Raw genomic sequence first — 23,900 nt, 5'->3', positions numbered from 1 at the left:
ATGGGTTACGAGTTCATCAAGTACGAGAAAGACGGCCGCATCGCCCGCATCACGATCAATCGCCCGGAGGTGATGAACGCATTGCATCCACCCGCCAACGACGAGCTGCAGGCGATTTGGGATGACTTCGCCGGCGATGCCAACTGCTGGGTGGCGATCGTTACCGGCGCCGGCGAGAAGGCGTTCTCGGCCGGCAACGACCTCAAGTATTCGGCGCAGCACGGCATGGCCGGCACGCGTCTGCCGAAGAACGGCTTCGGCGGCATCACTGCGCGTTTCGATCTCTTCAAGCCGGTGATCGCGGCGGTCAACGGGCTGGCGCTCGGCGGCGGCTTCGAGATCGCGCTGGCTTCCGACATCATCGTCGCCGCCGACAGCGCGCGCTTCGGCCTGCCCGAGCCGCGGGTCGGGTTGGCCGCATTGGCCGGCGGTATGCAGCGGTTGCCGCGGCAGCTGGCGCCGAAAATCGCCATGGGGTTGATGCTAACCGGCAAGCACATCATGGCCGAGGAGGCGCACCGGCTCGGCATCGTCAACGAAGTCGTGCCGGCGAAGGATCTGGCGGCGGCGGCGGATCGCTGGGCGAACGAGATCTTGGCCTGCTCGCCGACCTCGGTGTGGGCAACCAAGCAGGTGGCAATGCTCAGTCAGGGCATGCCGCTCGAAGAGGCGATGAAGAAGTCGTACCCGCTGGTCGGCGCACTGTTCGGGTCCGAAGACATGATGGAAGGCGTGCTGGCCTTCGCGCAGAAGCGCAAGCCCGAGTGGAAAGGCAAGTGAGCTGCCGGCGTCCTGCGAAAGCAAACGGCCCGAGGAAAGTTACTCGGGCCGTTTGCGTTGAAAGCGGGCGACCGGGTTCGAACCGGCGACTTCAACCTTGGCAAGGTTGCGCTCTAGCCAGCTGAGCTACGCCCGCATACGCTCGGAATGTAGCGAAGGTTAGCGGCGCTGTCAAAGCACCCTGCGCGCCAAATGGCGCTCTCTACGGGGTGACCGTAATCGTCACCCGATCGGAATCAGTGCGCCCCTCGGGATCGCTGATCGTGACCTTCGCCGTGTACTCACCGGGCTTTTCGTACACATGGGTCGGGCTCTGCTGCTTGACCCGCGCGCTGCCGTCGCCGAAATCCCACTCGAAGCTGGCCGGGCCATCGGTGCAGCCGCCTTCGGCGGGCAACTCGACCCGGAACGGCGCGCCGCCCTCGATAAGCTCGGGCATCGCTATGACGGCGCAGCGGGCCGGCTCTTGCGTGGCAGTGGGCTCGGCTACGGCGCGCGGAGCGGGAGGCAGCTTGCCCTCGATCGGCCGAGCGCGCCGCGGGGGAGGAGCCTCGGTACAAGAGCGGCACGAGGCCACCAACAACGCCGCTGTGCTGGCGGCTACAACCATCAGCAAATTGCCGGTACGTGACATGGCGACAACTTCTAGCGGCGTGTGATGGGGCCGTCAACCCTGAGCCGCTTGGGGTTGCTTCGGTTGATGGGCTGAGGTCAGCCTAAGTCCTCAGCGTCCTCGTCCGGCGAGTTCTCATCGTCACTGTCGTCGGGCTCGTCGACTTGGATTTCCACCTCGCGCGTGCCGTGCTGGCCGTTGGTGTGAGTGACGGTAAGTTTCACGTTGTAGGTGCCCGGCTCGCGGTAGACGTGCTCGGTAACCTTGCCGGTCGCTTGCGCGCCGTCCCCGAAATTCCACTCGTAGGTGACATCGTTCTCGATCTCTTCAGGGACCACGCCGGTGAAGTGTGACAACAACGGCGCCTTGCCGATGTCGGGATCGACCTCGATATCGATGTCGAAAGCTTCCTCGGCTACCTCGATGTTGAATTCGCGAGTTTCCTCGACCCCCGGTGCCGTGATGGTGAGGATGGCGGTGTACTCACCCGGGTCACGATAGATGTGCGATGGGTTTCTGATACCGACCGGGGCGCTGCCGTCGCCGAAATCCCAACGCACCGTCAGCCCTGGCCTGGGATTTTCGATCGTCAGCGTGAAGGCTACATCTAGCGGCGCGCCGCCAGATTCCGGCGCGGCCTCGGCCTCGAAGCGGAGTTCCTCCGGGCTATCCTCGCCGTCATCGTCGGCCTCGAACGGCTCTGCCTTTGGCGCCACCACCACCCCGGCGCCGCCCGCGGTCGGGGCTACCAAGCGCTCGGCAACAACCGGCCTCTTCGACTCGTCGCCCGAGTCCTCGGACGGCTCGCCGCAGCCGATCAGGCGGCAGCCCATCAGCGCCAAGCAGGCGAGCACGGGCAGTTGTAGTGCCCAGCGGCACGGTGCCGTAGTGGTACTCATGGCCGGCTCTTTACTGGTGTCGGACGCGCTCTGTCAATTAGCTCGCGCGCATTCGTGGCGGCCGGAGCAGTGTTGCGCGGGTGCAGACCGTGTGTTAGCAGACCATGGCGCGGCGGCGTACCCAAGTGGTTAAGGGAGAGGTCTGCAAAACCTCGATGCAGCGGTTCGAATCCGCTCGCCGCCTTTCATTTCATGGCTTCACGCGCGGTGCCGAAGATAGTGGGATAACTCCCCTCAGCGGAAACAGCGTCAAGGGCGGCGGAAGAAGATCGGGGATGGAGGTGGGTGCGCGATTCCGCGGCTAGTTCAGAGCCTCATCAACCAGCGGGGTATCAGCCGCACTATGAGGCGCGGCTTCGGTGCGACCCTTGTGATTCGGCGCGGTTCCCGACTGCGTTCGGCCACCGCGCGGACCGGCCTGGCCGGTGCGGGGACGGAAACGTTCTTCGATCACGGACTCGCTGCCGGCATCACGCGAAATCAACATCGGCACGCCCGATTGCTCGGCGATGGCCCGGCGCAGACGCTGGTCGTCAATCCGATCGGCCCAGCCGAATTTCTGCAGCAGTCGCTGGGCCTCGCGATACGGCCCGGGCGTGTACTCGTAAATGTCCTTGTGGATTTCGGCGTAGATCTCGCCGTTGCGGGCGCCGATCTTCACCGGCTGATAGACGAACTCGCCGGCATCACCGATCGAGATCACAGGAAACAACTGCTCGATATCCTCCGGGTACAACCGGATACAGCCGTGGCTCACCTGCATGCCGACGCCCCACGGGATGTTCGTGCCGTGGATGCCATAGAGGGGCAGGGTCAACTCGACGCGATACTTGCCCAGAGGATTGTCGGGAGAGCCGCCGGCGATGAAAGGCGGTGCCGGCTTGCCGTCGCGGCGATGTTCGGCGCGGATGGACTCGGGCAGGACCCAGGTCGGATTGACCGTCTTGCCGCGCACCTTGAAGCGGCCCTGCGGCGTCTTCCAGTCGTCGCGGCCGAGGCCGACCGGGTACGTTGTCACCAGCAACGGCGCCTGCTCGTCATGGCGCGGGTGGAAATAATACAATCGCATCTCGGGGATGTTGACCACCACCCCGCGGGGCTCGACCTCAGGGATGATGTACTCCGTCGGCAGCAAGATGATCTGTCCCGCCGGCGGCACCCATACATCGACGCCGGGATTGGCCTCGACGAGTTCGTTGTATCCCAAGCCATAGTAGCGAGCGAGGTCGAGAAAGGTGTCGCCCCGTTGCACCTGATAGAAGCGTGTGCTGCCGACCACCGATTGCGCAGTTCGCCAGTCCCTTCCGGCCACCACCATGAAGTGCGTACCGCCGGTCTTGTGGAGGAAATCCTCTTCCTTCCATTCCCGCGCCAACGCGGCGCCGCCGGCGAGGGCGACCGCAACGACAATCGTCAGGGCAAAGCCCCGAAAGCATGGGCGGAGCGAGTTCATTGTATAGAGGGGTTCAACGTGTTGCACCGGATCGACACCGCACCGCGCCCGTCCCTACCACCGGCGCTATTCAAGCACAGCGCTGGCGCGGAGCCAAGACACGCCAGCGACGCCCCCAGAAACCGCAGATCCTTCCCGCCAGGAGTTGGCCGCCGCTCAACGCACCTTCTTGACCGTGGCCGGGATGTATTTATGCAGCGGGATCCCAGTCAGTGAGTCGCGGTGTTGAGCGCTGACGAGTTTCTGTGGGTTGGTGCCGACCGGCTCGAGCCGGCCGGTCTTTTCGTTCTCCCAGAGCAGGCCGTAGCCGTGCGGCATGCTGAGGTTGCCAGGATAGATGTCGTCCGTGACCAGCGCCGGCACCAACGCCTCGGCGTACTCGGTAACCAGACGAACCGGCTCGCCGTTGGCGACACCGAGCTCCGCCGCCAGCGACTGGTGCATCCTGAGATAGCTGTCGTGCTGCTTCTTGCGCCAGCTGGGGTCGCGGTGCACGGTGTTGGCGTTGTAATCGGTACGCTCCCCGGTCTGCAGGACGAAGGGATAAGCCGGATTCCTGCGGAAGTCGGTATCGGCAGGAATCGCGAGGCGGCGGAACAGGTCGAGGATCACCGGCGGGTTGAGCACGGCCTTATGATCGGCCGTTCGCACCTGCTCCCAGTTCCGTTCCGGGTCCACCTGACACAGCATGACTCCTTCGGGGTGATCGAGCAGCTTCTGGAAGACCTCATCGGCAGGATTGCCGCCGTCACTGATAGTACCGGCCGCGAGCAGCTCCTGCTGCCGGGTCATCGCGAACATCGTGCACAACCCCCTGATGATAGTCAGGACCGGTGCCGGATCTCCCGCGGCGATTGCCGCTTCCAGGGCGGCGAAGGCGGGGTTGGAGCGATAGTCGAGGCCCATGGCCTTGGCGAGCTCGTAGAAGATGACGCACTCCTGCTTGGCCTCCGGCGGTGGTTGCGCCACCGGCGGCCGCAGGTGGAAGTAGACCTCCGGGTGACCCTTGGCAAAGGTGGCCGCTTCCCACTTCTCGTAGCCGCTCGGAACCGGCAGGACGTAATGCGCCAGCCGCGCCGTCTCGGTCATCGCCGGGTCGACGACCACGAGCAGGTCGAGCTGCTCGAATGCTTCGGTCATCTTCGGCGCGTCGGCATACGAGCAGATCGGGTTGCTGGCCTCCACTATCAGTGCGCGCACGCGCGCCGCGCCGGCCTCCAAGACCTCTTCCGCCAGGGCATTCGGCGGAAAGAAGCCGCGAATGGCCGCAATCCCGGCCACGCGCGTGCGCGCCTTCTGCGACGGCTGGTCCTCGCGGAACACCCCGGCCCCGGTGAACAAGGTCACCGGGAAGTGCGCCCCGTCGGCCGTGCACATGTTGCCGGTGATAACGTGCAGGAGCGTGATCAGGTAGCAGTTCTCCACCATGTGTTTGCCGTGGCAGATGCCGAGGTGAGTGCGGATGCTCGCGCTCTTGGCGGTGGCGAAGCGCCGCGCCACGGCGCGGATGTCTTCCTCCTCGAGGTCACAGAGTTTGGCTGCCACACCCGGGGTGACCAGGTTGGCGACGAACCGGGCCTCCTCCCAGCCGTGCGCGTGGGCGGCGACGAAGGCGTCGTCAACCAGTCCTTCCTCGACGACCGCGTTGAGCATGCCCAACAGGAAGTAGAGGTCCGTGCCCGGGCGAATCTGCAGATAGACGTCGGCCTTCTCGGCGGTCTCATGGCGTCGCGGGTCGACCACGATCAGCGTACGTTGCGGATCATTCGCAAGCGCTCGGATGACAACCCGCGCCTGCTGGAAGCCGTGGCTCATCCACGGGTTCGAGCCCATCACCAGCATCACCTCGGAGCGGTGCCAGTTCTCTTCGTAGTCGAGGCCCTCGCTGCCGAATACCAGCCCGTTGACCAAGTACTTCTGGGTGAACTCCTGCGCCAGGACGTGGAAGTGGCGGCGCGAACCCAGCAGGTGGAGGAAGCCGACGGCGTAGAGAAAGTCCAGATGGTTGGCTTGTCCGCCCCCGCCCAGCAGCGCGACGGCTTCCGCACCGTGCTGCGAGACGACGTCGCCGAGCTTGGCCGCGATCTCCGACAGCGCTTGCGGCCATGGGATCGGTGCGTAACTGCCGTCGGGCATCCGTTTGAGAGGTGTGGTCAGGCGCTGCTTGTGGTCCACGAGCTTGCCGATGGTGAGGCCCTTGCTGCACGTGTAGCCCTGGCTGAACGGGTTACTCTTGTCGCCACGGACCTTGGTGATGCGGTTATTTTCGACCTGCACTTGCAAGCCGCAGTTGGTCGCGCAGAGCGCGCACGCGGTGCTCTGCCAGCCGCCGTTGCTCGGGTTTGCCATTTCTTTCCCCTTCTGTGGGCGCTCCACGTCCTCGCTGCCGCAACCGTAGGAGTCAACTGCTACGCTCCCGGAGTGTTGGCGGAGGAGGCGAAACGCGCCAAGTTCAACTCGCGCCGCAGCTCCACGCTCATGCCTTCGAGCATGGGGTCGAGCGCGATCCCGGTCGCGTCGGCGACACGATCCGCGACGTTGAACGCTCCAATGATCGCAGCCACGTCAACGAAGCTTGCCGCCGAGAGTACGCCTCTGAGCGCGGCGCGTTCGCGGGCGATGGCCGCTTCACTGTTACTCATCACCGCTTCCGTAAACGCGATCAGACGTGCGCCGTGCTCGCCGAGCGTGTCGTGGCTGCCGCTGACAGCATTCGGCGACAAAGCCGCCTTGCGCTCGTGACACAGCGTGCAAGCGGTCGCGTTGCGGCTCTCGGCCGCGATCGCCACGCGCTGCCGGCCCGTCCACCAGGTTCCCGGCGAGCGCAGATGTTCCCAGATAAACCGATGTGCGTCGCGAAGGTCAGTACGAACGGGAATGTCCGCGCCTGTATAGTCGAAGGCAATCATCGCCTGGCCTCGTTGGCTCTAGATCACGCCTACCGCCCTTGCATAAACAAGCGCGGAGTCTGGCGCAAGCAAGGCTCGCAAAGCGCCTCCCCGCGCCGCCTTTGGCGCCAGACAGCTCAGCGGCCGGGCCTGGCCGCGCCGCGTTGGCGCTGCCGCAGTTCCAGCGCGACAAGGCGGGGGTAGGAGAGGTACAATGCCGGCCGATGGAGACCGAGAACGGCGATCACTTGCGCATAACCGCTCTGCACGATGTTGCCCCCGAGAGCGAGGCCGTCTTCGGCGGCAAGGCCTGCGGCCTGGCGCGCCTGCTTGCAGCCGGTGCCAAAGTGCCTGCCGGCTTTGCGGTCGCGGCCACCATGTTGGTCCCGCGGCAGTGGAGCAACGATACCCGCGAGGCTTTCCGCCGCCATACGGCCGCGTTGCTTGACCGCGGCCCGCTCGCCGTGCGCTCCTCCGCCGTCGGGGAGGACTCCGCGCAGCGGTCATTCGCCGGCATGTTCGAGACGGTGCTGGGCGTGACCGACGTTGAAGCCGCATTCGACGCGGCCGCGTGCTGCATCGCCTCGGCAGACAGTGCGCGTGTGCGCGCGTATGCCGGCGAGGAGCCGATCCCCGGCGTCGGCTTGGTGGTTCAGCAGCAGGTTGAGCCTCGTGCAGCCGGCGTCTGCTTTACGCTCGATCCGTCGGGCCGAGACGCCGCGGTGGTGATCGAGGCAGTAGCCGGCAGCGGCGACCGGTTGGTCTCGGGACACGCCCAACCGGCGCGCTGGCGCGTTTACCGTTCGGGCCTGGGAACGTGGGACACGCGGGAGGACGGAGCGCCTGAGGCGGCGGTGATCACACCAAGTGAAGCAACACGCATAGCGAAAGAAGCGACCCGGCACGCTGCCGCGCTGAATCGGCCTTTGGACCTCGAATGGGCAGTGGATCGCAGCGGCGATCTTTGGTGGCTGCAGGCGCGCGCGATTACTGCCGCCCGCTCACCGCAGTGCTTCGAGGTCGAACGCGCTTTCGAACGTGTCGATGACGGGCCGGTCACGGTATGGGCCAACTGGAACGTGCGTGAGACGCTGCCCGATCCCTTGCTGCCGCTGACCTGGAGTCTGTGGCGCGACGTGATCCACGCGCTCATCACCGACGTGATCTTCGGTACGCCGCGGTCATCGCCGCTCTTTCCCCATCTGCTCTGCCTCGACCTGGTTCACGGCCGCATCTATTTCAACATGAACGGCGTGCTGGGCTGGCCGGTGGTGGGCGCGCTGCTGCGGCCTCGGGTATTGAAGCTCATCGATCCCCAGGCGGCCGCGGTGTGCGGAGAGCTGATGGCGGCGGGCGTACTGCGGCCGCGGCGGCTGCCGGGGCCGCGCGCGCGGCTGTTTTTGAGTACCTTGCGGGCGAACCTGGTGTCGGCGTCGCGCTTCGCCGTTGCGCTGCGCCCGCGCCGAGCGCTGCAAGACTTCCAAGACTTCGCCGCCCGCACACTGCAGCGCCAGCGCGAGCAGCCGTTGTCGTCGCTCACTGATCAAGGTTTACTTGGCGAGATGAAGTTCGGTGGTGCCGCCGAGTTTGCGCCGCTGCACGGCCTGCACTGCGAGGTCCTCGCCATCGTCGTATACCATCAAGCGCTACGCGCATTCCGCGACTACCCGCAAGCCAGCCGGCTACTGGCGGCTGGGATTCCGGCCAACCCCACTACGCAGATCTCGCTTGCCATCGACGAGCTGACCATCGCCGCCCGCCCGCTCGCGGCGATATTCCTCGATCCGCTTGCCGGCAGCGAACTGCTCGCGCGTCTCGAGGCCGAGCCGGATGGCCGCGTGTGGCTGGAGCAACTGCACGGCTTCTTGGCGCGTTTCGGACATCGTGGCCCAAAGGAATTCGACATCGGGGCCGCGCGCTGGAGAGAAGACCCCAGCATGATCATCGAGTTGGTTCGGGCGGGACTCGCATCGCCGGCGGTGGAGCGAGTGAGCCAGCGACTCGATCGTTTGGCGAAGGAGCGAGCCGCCGCGGTGGCGACCGCGGTGGCCACAGCTCCGTGGTGGCGCCGCCCGATGCTACGCTGGCTCGCGCGCTTGGTCGAACTGTACATGCCGCTACGCGAGGCCCCCAAGCACTACGTCATGCTCAGCTTTCAGCGCATGCGCGAGGCCGCGCTCGAGCTTGGCGGTCGTTTCGCCGAGCGCGGCCACCTGGGCGCGCGCGCCGACGTGTTCTTCCTCGATCTGGCGGAGATCGAGACGCTGACCGCCGGCAACTCGGGCGGCCGCGATTGGCGCGCGCGTGTGGCCGAGCGGCGGGCGCGCTTCGAGCGCTTCCGCGCCGAAAGGCCACCGGACTATCTGCGTTCCGACGGCGTGCCGGTTATCACAGAAAGTGCGCCGGCCGTGAATGATGACGGTGGCGGCCTGCACGGCACGGGCGTGTCGGCCGGCACCGCCTCCGGGCCGGTGCGCATCCTGCGCGAGCCCGATCCACGGGCAATGAGCGACGGTGACGTCATCGTCATGGAGTTCGCTGACCCCGGCTGGACGCCGCTGTTTCCACGCGCCGCAGCCGTTGTCATGGAAGTCGGCGGCTTGATGTGCCACGCCGCGGTCGTCGCCAGGGAGTTGGGGATTCCGGCGGTCTTCGGCATCAGCGGCGCCACGCGCAGGCTGCGCAACGGCCAGCACGTCGCCGTCGACGCCGACCGCGGCACGGTCACGCCGCAATGAGGCACGGTATCGCAAGGAAGCCGAGCCGTGCTGACGTCACCGGTCGGCGCGCTTCCAACGGGCACTGCGCAGTCTCGGCATTCGCCCCAGGAAGTTCTACGCCACACGTTCATCAGCAGGGCGCTGACGGTCGGGCTCAATCCGAAGTTCGTCGCCGAGTACTGCGGGACGAGCGCGGTGATGATCGACCGCAGCCGCCACTACGGGAAGTTCGTACGGGACCGCGCAGAAGCGCAGCTGCGGCTTCTGTTGGAGGCCGACTCCCGGGAACCGGAGTACCGCCGTGAGGCCACCGGAGGGTCAAAACTGGAGACCTTCAGCGAGGGACGTCCGGTTCACCGCGGAAAAGTGCTTGAGGACGGGAATGCCGGGGACGGGGATCGAACCCGTACGGGGGAAACCCCCACAGGATTTTAAGTCCCAACACGATGATTCTAACAACCCGAATTTACAGGCGTTTTAGCTGCGCTATGTGAAAGTGTGTAAGCAAGTGTGCAAATTCCGGAAAAACGCAATGATCGAGCGGCTTTCTGGACTGCCAGCATCTGGAAACTTGCCATGAATAACGTTCCGCTTGCGGAAAGTATCAGAAGCTGATACCTTATGCAAGTGAAAAGAGAATTCCGCCACGCCAGGGACTACATCGAGGGGCTTGCCGCAAGCGGGCGCTACCACTTCGCCTCTCGGGATGTCCAAACGGCTCTTGGCGTCTCGGCCGCCGCAGCGAAACTTGCCCTGAATCGCCTCGCGAAGCAAAAGCTCCTCGCCTCCCCGGCGCGGGGTTTCTACGTCATCGTCCCGCCGGAATACCGCGTACTCGGCTGCCTTCCCGCCGACCAGTTCATCCCCACGCTGATGGAGCACCTGCATCTCCGCTACTACGCGGGGCTGCTGTCGGCCGCGCAGTACCACGGCGCGGCGCATCAGCGGCCACAGGAGTTCCAGGTCTTTCTGGCCAAGAACCGCCGACCGATCGCCTGCGGCATGGTGCGGGTCGCATTCATCGCCCGCAAGCGTCTCGCGGACGTACCCGTTCAAGACTTCAACACGCCGCGCGGCGCGATCACGGTGTCGTCGTCGGAGGCAACGGCGCTGGACCTTGCCGGTTACGTCGAGCACGCGGGCGGCCTCGGACAGGTGGCGACGGTTCTCTCTGAACTGGCGGAGCGGATCGACTCCGCGAAACTTGCCGCCGCGGCAGCGACGGCGCCGGTCCCCTGGGCGCAACGGCTTGGGTACATCCTGGAGCACCTCGGCTTCGACGCGAAGACGGCGGCGCTCAAGGAGTACGTCCGAGGTCACGCGAAGAAATCGGCCGTTCTCCTGCCGAAGGCGCCGCGGAAGCGAGCGCGCAACAAGGGCTGGAAGCTCTACGTCAACGCCCGCGTCGAGGCCGAGCTATGATCCCGCGGGATTACATCACCTCGTGGCGGTCGGAAGCGCCGTGGGTCCAGGACTTCCAGGTGGAGCAGGACTTGGTGATCAGCCGGGCGCTCGTGGAGATTTTCTCGCATCCGCTCCTGCGGGAAGCGCTAGCGCAAGCAGGGCCGCGACCTGTTCGACCTGGCGACGGCGTTGGAAAAACCCGACGTCGCCCCTGACCGTATCGTCGCCGCATTCCTGCAGTACACGGAGCGGGAGGGGTGTGCGACATGATTGTGGGGAACTTCGGAAAACCCATGTTCTGCAAGGGCTGTCTGATAGTAGCCTGCGGTCAGACGCCCGGAGGTGGCGGATGGAGAGCCTGGATCAAGATGCGCCCCGGTTTGCTTTCACCATGAAGAGCATGAAGGACATGAAGGCCCAATCACGTCATAAAACGAAGCTTTGGAGACCGTCTTTCAAGAGCGCAACGTTGAAATTGATCAGAAATCCCTGTTTGATTCCCGCCAACTTCATATAGGTCAGGAGCTGCGCCTGATGGATACCGCAGACTTCATCGACGCTCTTGAGCTCGAGGATCAGCTCGTCTTCGACGAGAACATCGATTCGATAGCCACAGTCCAAACGGATACCTTTGTACTCGACCGGCAGCGGATGTTCGAGCTTGAAGCCGATTCCATTCAGCGTGAGCTCCCTGGCAAGGCATTGTTGATAGGTAGATTCGAGCAGCCCAGGGCCAAGGACCCGATGAACTTCGATCGCACAGCCAATGACTCGATTCGAAAGCTCGCTGAACTCCCTCTTCGTGCCCTTCATGTTCTTCATGGTAGACCCTCCGTCGGCTTCTTCAGCACGGATGCCCGCTACCCACAGATTTGTCGCACACCCGAGCGGGAGGGGCACAAGATCACGCGTGCCCTGTTCGAGAGGAATATCGCCGGCAAGCTGGGCGATCCGGAATTCACGGCGGACATCGGTCCTTTGCTCGCAGCGGGGTTTGCCTGGGATATCGGGACAGCAGCCCCGATGGTGTCTACCCGCCTCATCGAACTCCTGCCGGGCGACCCCTGGAAGGGCGGAGCATAGGCATGGCGGCGGAGTGGATTCCTTGCAGTAGCGGATCTATCGAGGCGGACGTGATCCGCTGGACCGAGGGCATTTGGCGAAAATCCCGCCACCGGCGGGGCCGCGCGGTCAAGACGGGCGATCGCGTGGTCATCGCCGAAGTGATCCGCGACGACCGGGAATGGGTCGACCTCCTCGTGCGCGAGTGCATCGCCGCGCGCGAAAACCCCGGCCCTGAAACCGTGCTCCTGGCGAAGAACACGGAGGTGCGCCGGAAACGGCACACGATTGATCGGCCTGCGCCTCGCATCAGCAACATCGGTATCGCTTTGGTTGAACATGGAGCTCGTTGCGACGGCGGTATTGGGGCATCTGTTCTTCCGCGAGCGCCTGGGATGGTCGGGGTGGATCGGCATCGGCGGTGTCGCGGTAGGGGGAATAATCCTGGCGGGGGCCGAGATCGGGAGCGGCGCCGTTGCGGTCCTGCTCGTGAGTCTGGCCTGCCTCTGCTGGGGGCTCGACAACCACCTGACGGCGCTGATCGACGGCATGAGCGCGACGCGGGCGACGTTCTGGAAATGCAGCGTCGCTGGTACGGTGAACCTGCTTTTGGGTGCTTCGACGCAGAACTTCGACGCGTCCTTCTTCGCCACCGGACTGGCGCTAACGGTCGGTGCATTTTCCTACGGCGCCAGCATCGTCCTGTACGTCAGCGCTGCGCAGCACCTCGGAGCGACGCGCAGCCAACTCCTATTCGCAACGGCGCCATTCTTCGGCGTGGTGGTTTCGGCAGTGCTGCTCGGGGAGACCCTGATGGCTGCCCAACTCATGGCCGCGTTGCTGATGGCAACCGGAATTGCCGTGATGTTCGCCGCTCGGCACGGGCATGCGCACGTTCACAAGCCGTTCGCGCACACGCACGCACATCGGCACGACGACGGGCATCACAGCCACGATCATGAAGAGACGGCGCCCCTGATCCACGAGCACTGGCACCAGCACGAGGCCGTAGCGCACACGCACCCGCACTGGCCGGACCTCCATCACCGGCATCGCCATTCGTGAGTGAGCGCGGCTTTCTCGGCAGCGACCTCATCCACTGCGGCGAACGTGTTCATGTGAGCGCACCAGCCCAGCCGCCTAAACGCTGCCGGAAGCTACAGAGGATCTCCGCCGACGACTTGCGGAAGAGATCGACCAGTTTACCGCGCTCTGTTGCGCGGCCGCCCTCGAGCAACACCCCTATCGTGCAGAGCTCGGTCGCCTCGAAGGGGTCGTGGGTAACGAGTACGATGGTGAACGCGTGCTCACCTGCAAGCGCTGCAATCTCGCGCAAAAGCTTCGCCTTGATCACCGGGTCCAATCCGGCAAACGGTTCGTCCAAAAACAGAAACGCTGGCCGAACGGCAAGGGACCTGGCCAGGGCGACGCGCTGCTGCTGCCCGCCCGAGAGTGTGCCGGGCTTGCGGTCTGCGAGATCAGGAATTCCACAAAGCGCCAGGGTGTCGGCGGCGCGGACCGCGCGCTCCGCCTTCGAACACTCCGCGCCCCCGAGTCCGAGCAGGACATTCTCCAACACGGATAGGTTTGGCCACAGCGCCAGGTCCTGAAACACCATGGCGATGCCCCGCCGGTGCGGCGGCAGAACAATGCGCTGGGTATCGGAGACCACCTCTCCACCCAGGAGAACCTGGCCGCTCGAGGGGGCCTCGAGGCCCGCGACCATTCGCAGTAGCGTCGACTTGCCGCACCCGGATGAACCGACGATGGCGGTGTGGTCGCCCGGCTCGACTCGCAGCGAGACGTCGTCCAACGCGAGCCGTCCATCGTAGTGCTTCGAGACCCCGCGCAACTCGAGATCCGCGCGTTTCATACTTCAGCTGCTCCGCTCAACACCCAGAGACACCCCAGCACGGCTGCAGCGCCGGCTATGTAAACGAGGCAGAGCGCCGACACCAACATCTCCGGTGCGTTTGCCATGACCGTGAAGATCGTGAGCGGCAGGGAGGACTCGCCGGGCGGATGCACGAGCAAGACCGTTGCGATGTCGGCGGATGCAGTGCGACGAGAAGCAGCCCGACGCCGACAGCCGGGCGCAGAACCGGCACCAGGACGCGCGCCGCATAGCGATGCAAAGGGACGCCGTGCAACGCCGCCGCCATCGCCCACGAGGGGGACGTCGATGCCCAGGCGCGGAGGGCAATCACACTCGACAGCGGCACGAGGCGTAGCCCGAGCGCTACACAAACCGTCAGCCGGCTACGCAGCAACGCATCTGCCCAAGCTGGCGCGCTCGTGGCGAGAGCCACGATGCCGAGCGCCGGTAGAGCCGGTGGCACACAGAAGAGCGCCAACATGGCGGCCAGCCAGGCTGCCCGCAGGCGTGGAAAGCGCCCGACGCACACCGCCGCCCCGATGCCGAGCAGCATCGCCACGACCGCCGCGCCGCCGGCGTAGAGGAAACTGTTTGCGGCAGTCCGCCCAACTTCCGCGGCTGCGCCGAAGAGCACCAGCTCCGGGTGGTTCATCTGGAACGGATCGCGCGCCGTCCGCGGCAGGAGTTCTGGTCCAGCACTAACCATCGGCAACAACAACCCGACGGTCGGCAAGATAGTCGCCGTAACCGCCAGAACGGCCATCGCGCCCACCATGAGCACCGCCGAGCGTTCATGCGTCACAGGGACCGCCTGGCGTGTCTGCTTGGCCAGGAGATCGTCTGCGAAGCGCGCTGTGGCAAGGAGTGCGGGTGGCACCGCGCCCACGAGAACGAGTCCTGCTAGAACCGCGCACTGCCGAACCGCGAGGCCGAAGTCGTAGAGCGCAGCAAAGCTCGTCAGAATTTCGGAGGCCGCCGTCTGCACTCCGAAAATCTGCCCGGGTCCCGGGTCGGCGAGTGTTAGGACCCCGCCCAACGCTGCGGCAAGCAGCGCCGGTGCGCTCGCGTTCCGACTAGCTTGCCACACCACCTCCTGTTCTCCCCCAGCGAGCCGCGCCGCATCTACCTGCGACCCTGTCAGCGCTGCCGTCGCGGCGTAAGCCGTGAGCAATACCAGCGGCACAACCAGCCCTGCAGCCAACACCAGGACGCACGCCGGAAGCCCGGAGAGCAGGAGCGGCACGCCCAGTGCAGCCGCCAAAGACGACCAGCCGATCCCCCACAGGAACGACGGGACGAGCAAGGGCAGCGTTACCAGCGCCAAAAGCAGGGCGCGGCCCGGGAATCGATAGAGGGCTGCACCGACTCCCAACAGCAGCCCGCACATCAGCCCGACGAGCCCAGCACTGCCAGCAATGCAGGCGCTCCGCCCGATCGACTGTACGAACGACGATCCTACCGCGCCGTCACCCATCGCGTACCAGAGCAGCAGCACATCCGGCGCGGCGATCAAGCCCAGGAGTAACCCGATGCCACCGGCGCGCCATCGCCCCGGCCGCTCCAAAGCCAAACTGCTGATCATGACCCAACCGGGGCCTTCGCACCCGTCATCTGACGTAACGCTCTCACCTTTGTGAGTTGGCGCGATCGACCCAGTCCTTCAGGTAGCCGCGCGAGAGAGTTTCGAGAAGCTGAGCCAGGACGCCATAGTCCACCTGCATGGGCCGGAGCTGCGAGAGGGGCACGACGCCCTCTGGCACAGGCACGTCGGCGCGCAGCGGCATTTGCGCCGCCGCGCTCTCCGCCAGTGCCCGCTCGCTCTCCGGACGCAGGAGGTAGTCGATGAACCGCCGTGCGGCTGCTGGGTGCGGCGCGCCGGCAATCAGTACGGCGCAGTTTGGGATCACGAGCGTGCCGATGCCATCGGCGTCGGGGAACACGACGCCGATGGGCTTGCCCTCCAGGCGTGCGACGTTTGCATCGTCCGTGTCGGTGATGCCCACGGCGCACTCGCCGTTGGCTACTCGCCGGCGCACCTCGCCGTTCGAGGACAGCATCCTTCCACCGTTCGCGGTAAAGCCCTCGAAGAACGCCCGGGCTCTTTCCTCACCGAGCACGGCGAACAGCGCCGCCGCATGCATTGAGGTCGTTCCGAAAAGGGGATTGGCAAGACACGCCTTGCCTCGAAAGCGCGGTGCGAGCAGATCCATAACCGAAGTGGGTGTTTGCCCCTCGGGCACCAGGGTGCGGTTGTAGATGAGCACTCGTGCCCGGGCCGAGAATCCGATCCAGTGTCCGTTCGGATCGGAGAACTGCGCCGGCAAGCCGTCGGCTTGCGGCGAGCGATACGGCGCCGATACACCCTTCCGCGCAAGTACAGCGGCGCGCACGGGATCGCCGCTCCAAAACACGTCTGCTTGCGGTCGCGCTCTCTCCGCGATCAGGCGATTCACCAAGCCCGTGCTCTTGGTCTCCTCCGTGTCGGGCACAAGGCGCACCGTGATGCCGCTCTCCGCCTCGAAGCCGCGCGCGATGGGGCGCGCGAAGACCTCGTCGACCGACGTGTAGACCACGACCTCGTCCGCCGCGGCGATCCGCGCGATGGTCATGAGCAGCACCGCCAGCGTCGCTTGCCACTTGCGTATCATCGCTCTCGCTCCTTGATGCCTGCGAAGAATTCCGGGGTGCTGAAGCTGAACGTCAGCCCGAGCGTAAGCTCCCAGTCGGGCGCAGCCGGTGTCAGGCCGCGCCGCACGCCGCCGTCGATCGCAGCCGAGCGCACGTTCCAGATGGCGCCGAGGAGAGCGGAGACTACCGGTGACTGCCCCCGTGTGCTCTCGCCGTTCACCTCGCCCACGACGCGCACGCTCTCGAACGCGGGCAGCTCTACGATCGCGCCCCATAGAGCGAACGGATCATTCGCTGAGCGATCCACGCCGCCACCGGCATTGAGATGGAAGGTAAGGTCGGACCAGCGTCCGCTCGCAATCCCAAGGCCCTCGAATCCGACTCCTCGTTCTCCCTCCTTCGTCGACGGCAGCAGCGGACCCGCCTCCATCGCGACGCTGATTCCACCTGCTCCTTGTAACACTCCCGGTCGAAGCACCGCCTTCAAGAAGAGGCCCGGGTCCGCCACGTCACCTGTCTCCTGCGGCTGCTCGATCCCGAACTCGCCCACGATCTCGACGGCATTCACGAGCCCGTAGTTCAGCACCAGGTCGGGTGTTGTGTACGAGATCTGTCCGCCCACGCGCTCGAGGGTGAAGTAGCCAAGCTCCACTTCCAGCTGTGTCGGCGCGACCACCGATGCGTCGGTTGACACGAATGGCCGATACGCCTGGACTCCACGCGGTCCGGCCGCCAGCACAGCTCCCGCCACCGCGGCCACGCCGGCCCAGCTGCTTACGGCCGCTCGCCACACCGACCTACCGCGAGCCGCTTCGGTTGGCGGCCGACCTTGACTACAGCCGTCACCTGCCGCGTCTGCACGTCGACGATCGATACCGAATCGTCGTCTGTGGTGCTGACGACCGCGTAGCGGCCATCGAGCGTCACTTCCACCCAGTTGGGATTCCGTCCGACGTGCACGCCCCCTCGACCGCGAGCGTCTTCGCATCGACGAACGTCAGCTCGTTCGTGATCTGCGTGGTGAGCAGCACCGTTTCGCCGTCCGGGGTCAAAGCCAGACCGTGGGCGTCCTTTCCTTCCGGCGCGAAGCGCGTCTCGCCGAGGGCGATGCGCTCACGCGGGCCGCGGCCCGATAGGTCGACGACGAGCGCCCCGTTGATCCAGCGGACGGTCAGATAGGCCGTGTCGCCCGCGGGTGTCACCGCCAGCACGCGAGGAAAGGCGAACACCGGTATGTGGGAGAGCGGCTTCAAGGTCGTGAGATCGAACACGTCAAGGGCGCCATCGCCTTCGGAGGTGACGACGGCGATGTTGCGAGCGCCGTTGGTCACCACCACATGCGGTCCTCGGCCAACCGGGAGCGTTCGTTCGACCGCGAGGCGCTCCGTGTCGATCACGGAGATGGTCGAGTCCGAATTGTTCGTGACCCACAAGCGGTCGCCCTTGGGGGTCAACGCCAGCTGATTTGGTGCGCGGCCTACGGCCACCTCCGCGGTCACGCGCAGAGCTGAAGCGTCAACGACCGCAACCGAATTCGCCCCCTCGTTTGAGACGTAGACTCGACGCCCGTCGGCCGCCACAGCCACCCCGTGCGGCTTCGCCCCTGTCCGCACGCAGCCCAGCGCCTTACCGCTCGGTACCTCGATCGCGCAGACATCCTCACCGCCGAAGCTCGTCACGTACGCGCAGGCCACGGCTGCAGGCGGCGTGTCCTGCCCAGCCACCTGTGGGACCAACACCAATGTACATGCGGCGAGCGCAACGGTTGCGGCGACGGCCGCCCTGAAGCTGCGGATAATCATCGTCGTCCTCCTCTTAGGGGGCGATCCCCCCATTGAGCATCAGTCCGGCGACCCCGGCGCTGGCGATCACCAGCGGCTCCGGGATCTTTTTGACTCGTGCTAGTACCACCAGCGTTACCAGCGCGATAAGCGCCGTCGGGATATCGAAGATCGCGCGGCGGCCGAGTACGAATGCCGCACCGGCGATCGCACCGGTCGCAGCTGCCGTCACCCCGTCAACGAAGGCTCTGACGTGGCGGTTGTTGACCGACTGTCGGAAGTACTTCGCCGGGATGACCACGAAGAGGTAGCAGGGGAGAAACACGCCGATGGCGGCCACGGTGGCCCCGGCGGGGCCGGCGACCAGGTAGCCGATGAAGGCGACGGTAATGACCACGGGGCCGGGGGTGATCATGGCGACCGCGACTGCGTCGAGAAACTGCTGCTCGGTGAGCCAGTGGAAGTCCTGCACGACACCGCCGTACAGGAACGGCACGATCGCTAGTCCGCTCCCGAAGACGAATGCGCCCGCTTCCGCGAAGTACCAGGCGATGGTGGCGAGCGTGCTGCTCGGTGCCGGGCCGTCGAGGCCAGTGAAGAACCACGGCACGAAGACGGCTGCGGCAGCGGGCCGCGGCGCAGCGCGTAGGACGAGCACGGCGAGGCCGGAGAGTACGAAGAGCCACACGACCTCCGACTCGGTCCACGCCGTGACGACGGCGCTCAGCGCGAAGATACCCCACAGAAGCGCGTCGCGGCTGAGCGTCATGCGCACGAGCTTGAAGGCGCTGCGCGCGATGATGGCAATCACGGCCGCCCCAATCCCGTAGAAGAGACCCTGCATCCACCAGAGACCGCCGTAGCGCAGGTAGAGCCACGAGAGGGCCAGCACCATGACGAACGACGGCAGGACGAATGCGCCCGCCACGAGCGTGGCGCCGAGATTCCCGGCACGGACCCAACCGAGGTAGATGGCGAGTTGGGCGGCGAGCGGACCGGGCGCAAGCTGCGCCAGCGCGAGACCCTCGACATAGTCCTGCTTCGAGATCCAGCGTCGCTTCTCGACCAGGTCACGTTGCATGTAACCGGCGAGCGCGATCGGGCCGCCAAAGCCGAAGGTGCCGAGATGCAGAAAGTAGAATAGGAGTTGGTTCAGCGTGCAGGGCACGATGGCGGGTTGCTCGTCGTGACGGCTGGCAATCGTTTGGTTCATGGCTTCGCACTATCCAGTGGCTCAATCGCGAAGTCGTCAAACGAGGTCACGCTGTCGGCCTTGGTCCAGAGACCGACTTTGCCGGCACTCGGAAAGGTTGTGTCCTCGACGTCGAAGAGATGTTCGCCGTTCAGATGCACCTCGAAGCGTGCTCCTCGGGCGACTACCGCGAGCGTGCTCCACTGGCCGGCAGGCACCGGTGCCTTCTTGCCGTAGGCGAGCGGCCACGCTCCGGCGGGCTTGAGGTCGCTACGGCTGCCGTTCTCTACCTTGTAGAGGACGACGTTGTTCTCCAGCGCGTTGGCGCGAACGATGTAATAGTTCTTGGCGTCCTGATAGCGCCACACGATTCCGGCGGCCTGATCGACAGTGCCGGAGATAGGTTTGAAGCGGACCGACACACTCAGATCAATCGTAGCGATCGCGTCGTAGACACAAAGGGGGAAGCGAGAATTGGTGGTGTCGCGGCTCGTCTGCGTGAGCACTTTACCGGCGCTCGGCGCCGTTGCGTCTTCCTGCACGACCCAGGAGACGAGGCCACCGCCGCCGGTGAGCGCCGTGCTGAAGCCCTGCGGTGGTTGACCTGTGGCGAACGAGTCGAAGTTGACGTGGGTGACGCTTCCCGCAATGGCTGCGGACGCCACCAGCAGTGCGAGCCCTGAGATTGTAAACGGGGCACCCATGATGTTCCCTCTTTCAACCGACCTGTCGACGCGCCCGCTCTGCGCGTTTGTTCACTTCGTCCCAGTTGATGTTCTGGAAAATGGCGTCGACGTAACCCTTGGCGTTGGCGCCGTAGTCCATCTGGTAGGCGTGCTCGTACATGTCCATGACAAGCAGGGGCACACCACCGGCCAGGCTGTGTGTGTGGTCGGCCGCCCAGTAGCTGTGCACACTCGCGTTGTGTGGATCGTAACTGAGGATCATCCACCCGGAACCACCGCCGAGAGATAGGCAGCCGAGGCGGAATTCGTGATCCCAGGCCTCGAAGGTGCCGTACTCGACTTTGAGCATGTCGACCGCTGCGCCGCTCGGTTTCCCGTTGCCGCCGAGGTTTCCGAAATAGAGTTCGTGGAGAATCATGGAGTTGGTGGCGATGAGCTCCTCGCGCTTGAGCGCGCCGACCTGATAAGGTGCCGCGTCGGGCGGGAGCGAGCCGAGCTGTTGCTGAATCTGGTTCAGTCGCTTCACGGCACCGGCGTAGTTGTTCTGGTGGTGCGAGGTGATGAGCTTCTCGGAGAGGCCCGTGAGCTTGTCGGCAGGGAACGGTAGAGGTTTGACCTCGTTGCGCCCGCGGTAGGCAGGCGCGGGGCCGATCGGGACCGTTGGGTCAGCCATTGCGTGTCCTCCGTTGATGAGGCCGACGAGCCCTGTCGCAGCGCCGCTCGCGAGAAGCAGCTGGAGAGCTTGGCGGCGCGTGAGATCGGAACTGGCTGGCTGCGTCATGCGCGTTTCCTCCGGTAGTACTCGTACAGGTCGTCGAAGACTGCGCGTGCACGTTCGAGGCGGTCTTCATCCTCTTTGTGCGCCATCGCGATGCCCGCGATGAGCCTGTCGATTCCGGTGGTCTCCGCGCGCCCGAACTTGCCGTCCTTGAGGTCGATATCGTGGACGATCTCGGCAATCGGTCGCAGCGCAGGGTCGGTGATGCCGCAGCGCGTGAGCAGTACTTCGAAAGTGCAGTGGTCGCCTTCGTGGGTGAAGTCGCCCTCGAACATGTCGAAGCGCAGTTCGCCGGCTCCGGGGCGGTATTCGCGTGTGGCGACGTACTTGAAGCGCGCGGCACTATCGATGAAGCGCTTGATGAGCCACCCGCTCGCCATGCGATCGACGTGGATGCCCCGACGCGTGACCCATGTACGACCGCGGAGCTCTGTGGGATCGATGAGCACCCTCTCCGTGGGGGTGTCTGCGCTTTGCACGCGCGCCTCTAGGGCTTGGAGAAGCCCTGCCGTAGCTTCCCTGCCGGGGGCGTCGAAGAAGTCGAGTGCCGCCACCTCCGCGAACCGCTTCCGGAGCCGGGTTACCTGGGCGTGGAAGGCGGTGGCTTGATCGTTACTGCTCGCGTGCTCGGCCGGCAACTCGGCCGCGATCGTGCGGGCCTCCTCAGCGATCTGGGCGTAGTCGGCGGCGCGGGCGGCGTGGAAGAGAGCCTCGATTTGTGTATCGGATAGACCATCGACAAAGCGAGCCGCGCAGACGGAAGCCTCGCCGCCACCCTCCGTGACTTCGCGGACGATCCATTGAAAGTCCTCCTGGGACTGGTCGCTCCGCGGCAGCACGTACACAGAGTTCTTGATTGCAACGGCCCCGAGCCGTTGCAGGCGGCGCCAGATCTTGACGCGGAAGTAGTCGGGCTTCGGCGGTAGCTGGTGGATCAGCAACAACCAGCGCTCCTCGGCGGCTGCCATGCTTGAGCTGATATCGCAATTGAATCATTCGAGCAACGATTGAATCTCCCATTGTCGGGGGTTGCCACCGCCGGCGTCGCCCGCGGCGACCACGAGCACCACCGCACACGCGTCAGGCCATCGGCGGACAACGGCCCCGTCAACGCGCGCCGATGTGAAAATCCGCCACGGTGGTGGTAGCGATCTTCCTGATGCTCTTCGTCGCGTTCGCCTCAGGCCGGGACGCCGCCCTGGTGATGGCGAACCTGCCGCTTGCCCTGATCGGCGGCGTGGCGGGTGTATTTCTCTCCGGCGGCGTGCTTTCGGTCGCGGCCATCATCGGGTTCATCACTCTTCGGCATCGCCACCCGCAACGGCATCATGTACGGCATGGGCGCGACGCGAGCGACGGTCTGGAAATGCAGCGTCGCCGGTACGGTGAACCTGCTCTTGGGTGTTACTGCGCAGAGCTTCGTCGCGTCCTCCTTCGCCACCGGACTGGCACTGGCAGTCGGTGCATTCTCCTACAGCGCCAGCATCGTTCCTGTACGTCAGCGCTGCGCAGCACCTCGGAGCGACGCGCAGCCAACTCCTATTCGCAACGGCGCCATTCTTCGGCGTGGTGGTTTCGGCAGTGCTGCTCGGGGAGCCCCTGATGGCTGCCCAGTTCACGGCCTCGTTGCTGATGGCAACGGGAATTGGCGTGATGTTTGCCGCTCGGCACGGGCACGCGCACGTTCACGACCCGTTCTCGGACACGCACGCACATCGGGACGACGACGAGCATCACAGCCACGATCATGCAGAGACGGCGCCCCTGATCCACGAGCACTGGCACGAGCACGAGCCGCTGGCGCACGCGCACCCGCACTGGCCGGACCTCCATCATCGGCATCGCCATTCGTGAGGCCGATCCGGTGCCCCTTTTGGCCCCCGAACCGAAATTTGCTGCGCCTCATAAATAGCTGATTCTATTAAGGGCAATAGTGCGATGGGGGCTTGAACCCCCACGAGCGATTAAACTCCGCGGATCACTGGCGCGCCCCTCGGGCGTTCGGTCAGCCCACGAACCGTCTCGACCAATAACCTGAGCCGAGCGGAACGCTGGCCAGTACGCGAAGCTCATCATGTCCACCTAGGTGCGAAACATGCGGGAACAGTTCCGGCCGGGCGGACGCATGGTAGCCCGCTGTTTCGACAGCGGGAGAGATGGTGCGGGCGGAGGGACTCGAACCCTCACGAGCCTTCGCTCAACGGATTTTCGTACCGTCTACGGCTTTCGCCGCCCTGCCGCGTTCCGCTCGGTACGCGTACAGGTTTGCGGTCTGGACTATCCCTTCACCGTGCCCCGGAAGAATCCGGGGGTTAGGTGCTGCCCGTCTAGTCTCTACACCTTCCCGGCTATACGCCGGGCTTGGCTCGGGATTGCCATCGCAGGGTTCCCCGAATTTGGGCAGTTCTGCATCGCCGGTTTCCCGGCGAGCACTCAAGTTTTGACTCAAGTCCGTTGCGTCTGCCATTCCGCCACGCCCGCAGGCTCGCATTAGTGTACAAAAGGTGTCCGCGGGTCAAGAAACCCACCGGACTTTTAAGTCCTGTGTGTCTGCCAATTCCACCACCCCGGCTCGTAGGAAAATCAGGTGCTTAACTCACCTCGACCTTCCCGGCTGCCACCAACTGCCACCTTCGCTGAGAGCACATGACCAGCGAGCACACGTGCTCCGCCGGAGCCACACGGCACATCTATCCCAACGCACACCAGCGACCAGCAGCCCCGTAAACCATGGTGCGCGCACTGTACGTAAGCCGAGCGGAGGGAGCAAGCGCGAAGGCCAAGGCCGTGCTCCTCGTGCAATTCCGTGAAGAAGATGTACGACAAAGCCGGCAGTATCATTCTCGTCGAAACCACGATGGGCAACCCCAAGGACTTCTGTGTGCTGCGACCACGCCGCGAGGACGAACGCGGCGAGCGGCACGGCGATGTCAGCGGCGCCCACCTGCCCCAACTGCGGCGGGCCGCTGCAAGTGCTGGAACTCCTGCCCCCCGCCCGCCGTGATGGTCCACAGCGTCTGGCGGCCGCACACGACACGTCATGATCACCCGCGGATTCTCCCACCCACCCACTCCCTGCGTCTTCACGATCGCGCCGCGACCGTTGCGCCGTGGTGCGCCCGCATGCCCCTGCGCCGCAC

At 65.1% G+C, this 23,900-nt stretch carries 22 protein-coding genes, 3 tRNA genes and 1 pseudogene; 8 read left to right on the top strand and 18 right to left on the bottom strand.

Translation table 11 applies throughout. The features are described 5' to 3' along the window. On the top strand, positions 1–780 hold the full coding sequence (locus HY699_02685) for an enoyl-CoA hydratase/isomerase family protein (GenBank protein ID MBI4514705.1): 780 nt from the start codon (positions 1–3) through the stop codon (positions 778–780). 62 nt (positions 781–842) lie between these two features. Here the strand turns inward: HY699_02685 and HY699_02680 are convergent. The 3 genes from HY699_02680 to HY699_02670 form a co-directional block, all read right to left on the bottom strand. Continuing rightward, a tRNA-Gly gene (locus HY699_02680) sits at positions 843–916 on the bottom strand. A 66-nt stretch (positions 917–982) separates the two neighbouring features. Continuing rightward, positions 983–1,414, bottom strand: a complete 432-nt coding sequence (locus HY699_02675; protein MBI4514704.1) for a PKD domain-containing protein — start codon at positions 1,412–1,414, stop codon at positions 983–985. A 77-nt stretch (positions 1,415–1,491) separates the two neighbouring features. Further along, positions 1,492–2,292, bottom strand: a complete 801-nt coding sequence (locus HY699_02670; protein MBI4514703.1) for a PKD domain-containing protein — start codon at positions 2,290–2,292, stop codon at positions 1,492–1,494. Positions 2,293–2,403: 111 nt separating this feature from the next. On the opposite strand from HY699_02670, the gene HY699_02665 reads away from it, so the two are divergent. Next, a tRNA-Cys gene (locus tag HY699_02665) sits at positions 2,404–2,476 on the top strand. 117 nt (positions 2,477–2,593) lie between these two features. Here HY699_02665 and HY699_02660 read toward each other — a convergent pair. From HY699_02660 to HY699_02650, 3 genes are all read right to left on the bottom strand, one after another. Then, positions 2,594–3,745, bottom strand: coding sequence for a L,D-transpeptidase family protein (locus HY699_02660; GenBank protein ID MBI4514702.1), 1,152 nt, complete (start codon positions 3,743–3,745; stop codon positions 2,594–2,596). Between the two features lie 156 nt (positions 3,746–3,901). Next, the gene (locus HY699_02655; GenBank protein ID MBI4514701.1) at positions 3,902–6,094 is read right to left on the bottom strand and encodes a molybdopterin-dependent oxidoreductase; all 2,193 of its coding nucleotides are present in this window, start codon (positions 6,092–6,094) and stop codon (positions 3,902–3,904) included. Positions 6,095–6,153: 59 nt separating this feature from the next. Beyond that, complete coding sequence (locus HY699_02650; GenBank protein MBI4514700.1) at positions 6,154–6,654, bottom strand: hypothetical protein; 501 nt, start codon at positions 6,652–6,654, stop codon at positions 6,154–6,156. 203 nt (positions 6,655–6,857) lie between these two features. Here HY699_02650 and HY699_02645 point away from each other — a divergent pair, with 203 nt between their 5' ends. After that, on the top strand, positions 6,858–9,371 hold the full coding sequence (locus tag HY699_02645; protein MBI4514699.1) for a hypothetical protein: 2,514 nt from the start codon (positions 6,858–6,860) through the stop codon (positions 9,369–9,371). 365 nt (positions 9,372–9,736) lie between these two features. Here the strand turns inward: HY699_02645 and HY699_02640 are convergent. Continuing rightward, positions 9,737–9,827 (bottom strand) — tRNA-OTHER (locus tag HY699_02640). 147 nt (positions 9,828–9,974) lie between these two features. On the opposite strand from HY699_02640, the gene HY699_02635 reads away from it, so the two are divergent. Next, the gene (locus HY699_02635) at positions 9,975–10,775 is read left to right on the top strand and encodes a type IV toxin-antitoxin system AbiEi family antitoxin (GenBank protein ID MBI4514698.1); all 801 of its coding nucleotides are present in this window, start codon (positions 9,975–9,977) and stop codon (positions 10,773–10,775) included. 408 nt (positions 10,776–11,183) lie between these two features. Here HY699_02635 and HY699_02630 read toward each other — a convergent pair whose 3' ends face one another. Then, positions 11,184–11,579, bottom strand: a complete 396-nt coding sequence (locus HY699_02630; GenBank protein ID MBI4514697.1) for a GxxExxY protein — start codon at positions 11,577–11,579, stop codon at positions 11,184–11,186. A 528-nt stretch (positions 11,580–12,107) separates the two neighbouring features. Here HY699_02630 and HY699_02625 point away from each other — a divergent pair. Next, positions 12,108–12,884, top strand: coding sequence for a DMT family transporter (locus tag HY699_02625; GenBank protein ID MBI4514696.1), 777 nt, complete (start codon positions 12,108–12,110; stop codon positions 12,882–12,884). A gap of 49 nt (positions 12,885–12,933) precedes the next feature. Here HY699_02625 and HY699_02620 read toward each other — a convergent pair whose 3' ends face one another. The 10 genes from HY699_02620 to HY699_02575 all read right to left on the bottom strand — a co-directional run bounded on the left by HY699_02620 (position 12,934) and on the right by HY699_02575 (position 21,728). Continuing rightward, the gene (locus HY699_02620; protein ID MBI4514695.1) at positions 12,934–13,632 is read right to left on the bottom strand and encodes an ABC transporter ATP-binding protein; all 699 of its coding nucleotides are present in this window, start codon (positions 13,630–13,632) and stop codon (positions 12,934–12,936) included. A 115-nt stretch (positions 13,633–13,747) separates the two neighbouring features. Then, positions 13,748–15,277 carry a hypothetical protein gene (locus HY699_02615; protein MBI4514694.1) on the bottom strand — a complete coding sequence of 510 codons (1,530 nt, stop codon included), beginning with the start codon at positions 15,275–15,277 and terminating at the stop codon, positions 13,748–13,750. Between the two features lie 43 nt (positions 15,278–15,320). Then, positions 15,321–16,343 (bottom strand): extracellular solute-binding protein, encoded by a 1,023-nt coding sequence (locus HY699_02610; protein MBI4514693.1) that lies wholly within the window; start codon positions 16,341–16,343, stop codon positions 15,321–15,323. After that, the gene (locus HY699_02605) at positions 16,340–17,017 is read right to left on the bottom strand and encodes a hypothetical protein (protein ID MBI4514692.1); all 678 of its coding nucleotides are present in this window, start codon (positions 17,015–17,017) and stop codon (positions 16,340–16,342) included. The genes HY699_02610 and HY699_02605 overlap by 4 nt, the downstream gene beginning before the upstream one ends. Before the next feature lie 80 nt (positions 17,018–17,097). Then, the gene (locus HY699_02600; GenBank protein ID MBI4514691.1) at positions 17,098–17,256 is read right to left on the bottom strand and encodes a hypothetical protein; all 159 of its coding nucleotides are present in this window, start codon (positions 17,254–17,256) and stop codon (positions 17,098–17,100) included. Then, positions 17,247–18,125, bottom strand: a complete 879-nt coding sequence (locus tag HY699_02595) for a YncE family protein (GenBank protein MBI4514690.1) — start codon at positions 18,123–18,125, stop codon at positions 17,247–17,249. Before HY699_02595 ends, HY699_02600 begins: the two co-directional genes overlap by 10 nt. A 13-nt stretch (positions 18,126–18,138) precedes the next feature. Continuing rightward, complete coding sequence (locus HY699_02590; GenBank protein ID MBI4514689.1) at positions 18,139–19,317, bottom strand: chromate transporter; 1,179 nt, start codon at positions 19,315–19,317, stop codon at positions 18,139–18,141. Continuing rightward, positions 19,314–20,000, bottom strand: a complete 687-nt coding sequence (locus HY699_02585) for a DUF1080 domain-containing protein (GenBank protein ID MBI4514688.1) — start codon at positions 19,998–20,000, stop codon at positions 19,314–19,316. Before HY699_02585 ends, HY699_02590 begins: the two co-directional genes overlap by 4 nt. Positions 20,001–20,013: 13 nt before the next feature. Further along, complete coding sequence (locus HY699_02580) at positions 20,014–20,655, bottom strand: superoxide dismutase (GenBank protein ID MBI4514687.1); 642 nt, start codon at positions 20,653–20,655, stop codon at positions 20,014–20,016. A gap of 104 nt (positions 20,656–20,759) precedes the next feature. Next, the gene (locus HY699_02575; GenBank protein ID MBI4514686.1) at positions 20,760–21,728 is read right to left on the bottom strand and encodes a chromate resistance protein; all 969 of its coding nucleotides are present in this window, start codon (positions 21,726–21,728) and stop codon (positions 20,760–20,762) included. A gap of 170 nt (positions 21,729–21,898) precedes the next feature. On the opposite strand from HY699_02575, the pseudogene HY699_02570 reads away from it, so the two are divergent. The 3 genes and pseudogenes from HY699_02570 (at position 21,899) to HY699_02560 (ending at position 23,764) form a co-directional block, all read left to right on the top strand. Then, positions 21,899–22,091, top strand: a pseudogene (locus tag HY699_02570) (efflux RND transporter permease subunit). A gap of 130 nt (positions 22,092–22,221) precedes the next feature. After that, the gene (locus HY699_02565) at positions 22,222–22,614 is read left to right on the top strand and encodes a DMT family transporter (protein MBI4514685.1); all 393 of its coding nucleotides are present in this window, start codon (positions 22,222–22,224) and stop codon (positions 22,612–22,614) included. Positions 22,615–23,566: 952 nt separating this feature from the next. Beyond that, positions 23,567–23,764 (top strand): hypothetical protein, encoded by a 198-nt coding sequence (locus tag HY699_02560; protein ID MBI4514684.1) that lies wholly within the window; start codon positions 23,567–23,569, stop codon positions 23,762–23,764. Positions 23,765–23,900 lie beyond the last annotated feature (136 nt).

This window comes from Deltaproteobacteria bacterium (assembly GCA_016210005.1).
GTDB lineage: Bacteria > Desulfobacterota > Binatia > HRBIN30 > JACQVA1 > JACQVA1.
This window is presented reverse-complemented; position numbering and strand designations above follow the sequence as displayed.

Coding starts and splice junctions, on each gene's coding strand:
- HY699_02685 (MBI4514705.1), top strand. CDS start 1: ATGGGTTACGAGTTCATCAAGTACGAGAAAGACGGCCGCATCGCCCGC.
- HY699_02675 (MBI4514704.1), bottom strand. CDS start 1,414: ATGTCACGTACCGGCAATTTGCTGATGGTTGTAGCCGCCAGCACAGCG.
- HY699_02670 (MBI4514703.1), bottom strand. CDS start 2,292: ATGAGTACCACTACGGCACCGTGCCGCTGGGCACTACAACTGCCCGTG.
- HY699_02660 (MBI4514702.1), bottom strand. CDS start 3,745: ATGAACTCGCTCCGCCCATGCTTTCGGGGCTTTGCCCTGACGATTGTC.
- HY699_02655 (MBI4514701.1), bottom strand. CDS start 6,094: ATGGCAAACCCGAGCAACGGCGGCTGGCAGAGCACCGCGTGCGCGCTC.
- HY699_02650 (MBI4514700.1), bottom strand. CDS start 6,654: ATGATTGCCTTCGACTATACAGGCGCGGACATTCCCGTTCGTACTGAC.
- HY699_02645 (MBI4514699.1), top strand. CDS start 6,858: ATGGAGACCGAGAACGGCGATCACTTGCGCATAACCGCTCTGCACGAT.
- HY699_02635 (MBI4514698.1), top strand. CDS start 9,975: ATGCAAGTGAAAAGAGAATTCCGCCACGCCAGGGACTACATCGAGGGG.
- HY699_02630 (MBI4514697.1), bottom strand. CDS start 11,579: ATGAAGAACATGAAGGGCACGAAGAGGGAGTTCAGCGAGCTTTCGAAT.
- HY699_02615 (MBI4514694.1), bottom strand. CDS start 15,277: ATGATCAGCAGTTTGGCTTTGGAGCGGCCGGGGCGATGGCGCGCCGGT.
- HY699_02610 (MBI4514693.1), bottom strand. CDS start 16,343: ATGATACGCAAGTGGCAAGCGACGCTGGCGGTGCTGCTCATGACCATC.
- HY699_02595 (MBI4514690.1), bottom strand. CDS start 18,125: ATGATTATCCGCAGCTTCAGGGCGGCCGTCGCCGCAACCGTTGCGCTC.
- HY699_02590 (MBI4514689.1), bottom strand. CDS start 19,317: ATGAACCAAACGATTGCCAGCCGTCACGACGAGCAACCCGCCATCGTG.
- HY699_02585 (MBI4514688.1), bottom strand. CDS start 20,000: ATGGGTGCCCCGTTTACAATCTCAGGGCTCGCACTGCTGGTGGCGTCC.
- HY699_02580 (MBI4514687.1), bottom strand. CDS start 20,655: ATGGCTGACCCAACGGTCCCGATCGGCCCCGCGCCTGCCTACCGCGGG.
- HY699_02575 (MBI4514686.1), bottom strand. CDS start 21,728: ATGGCAGCCGCCGAGGAGCGCTGGTTGTTGCTGATCCACCAGCTACCG.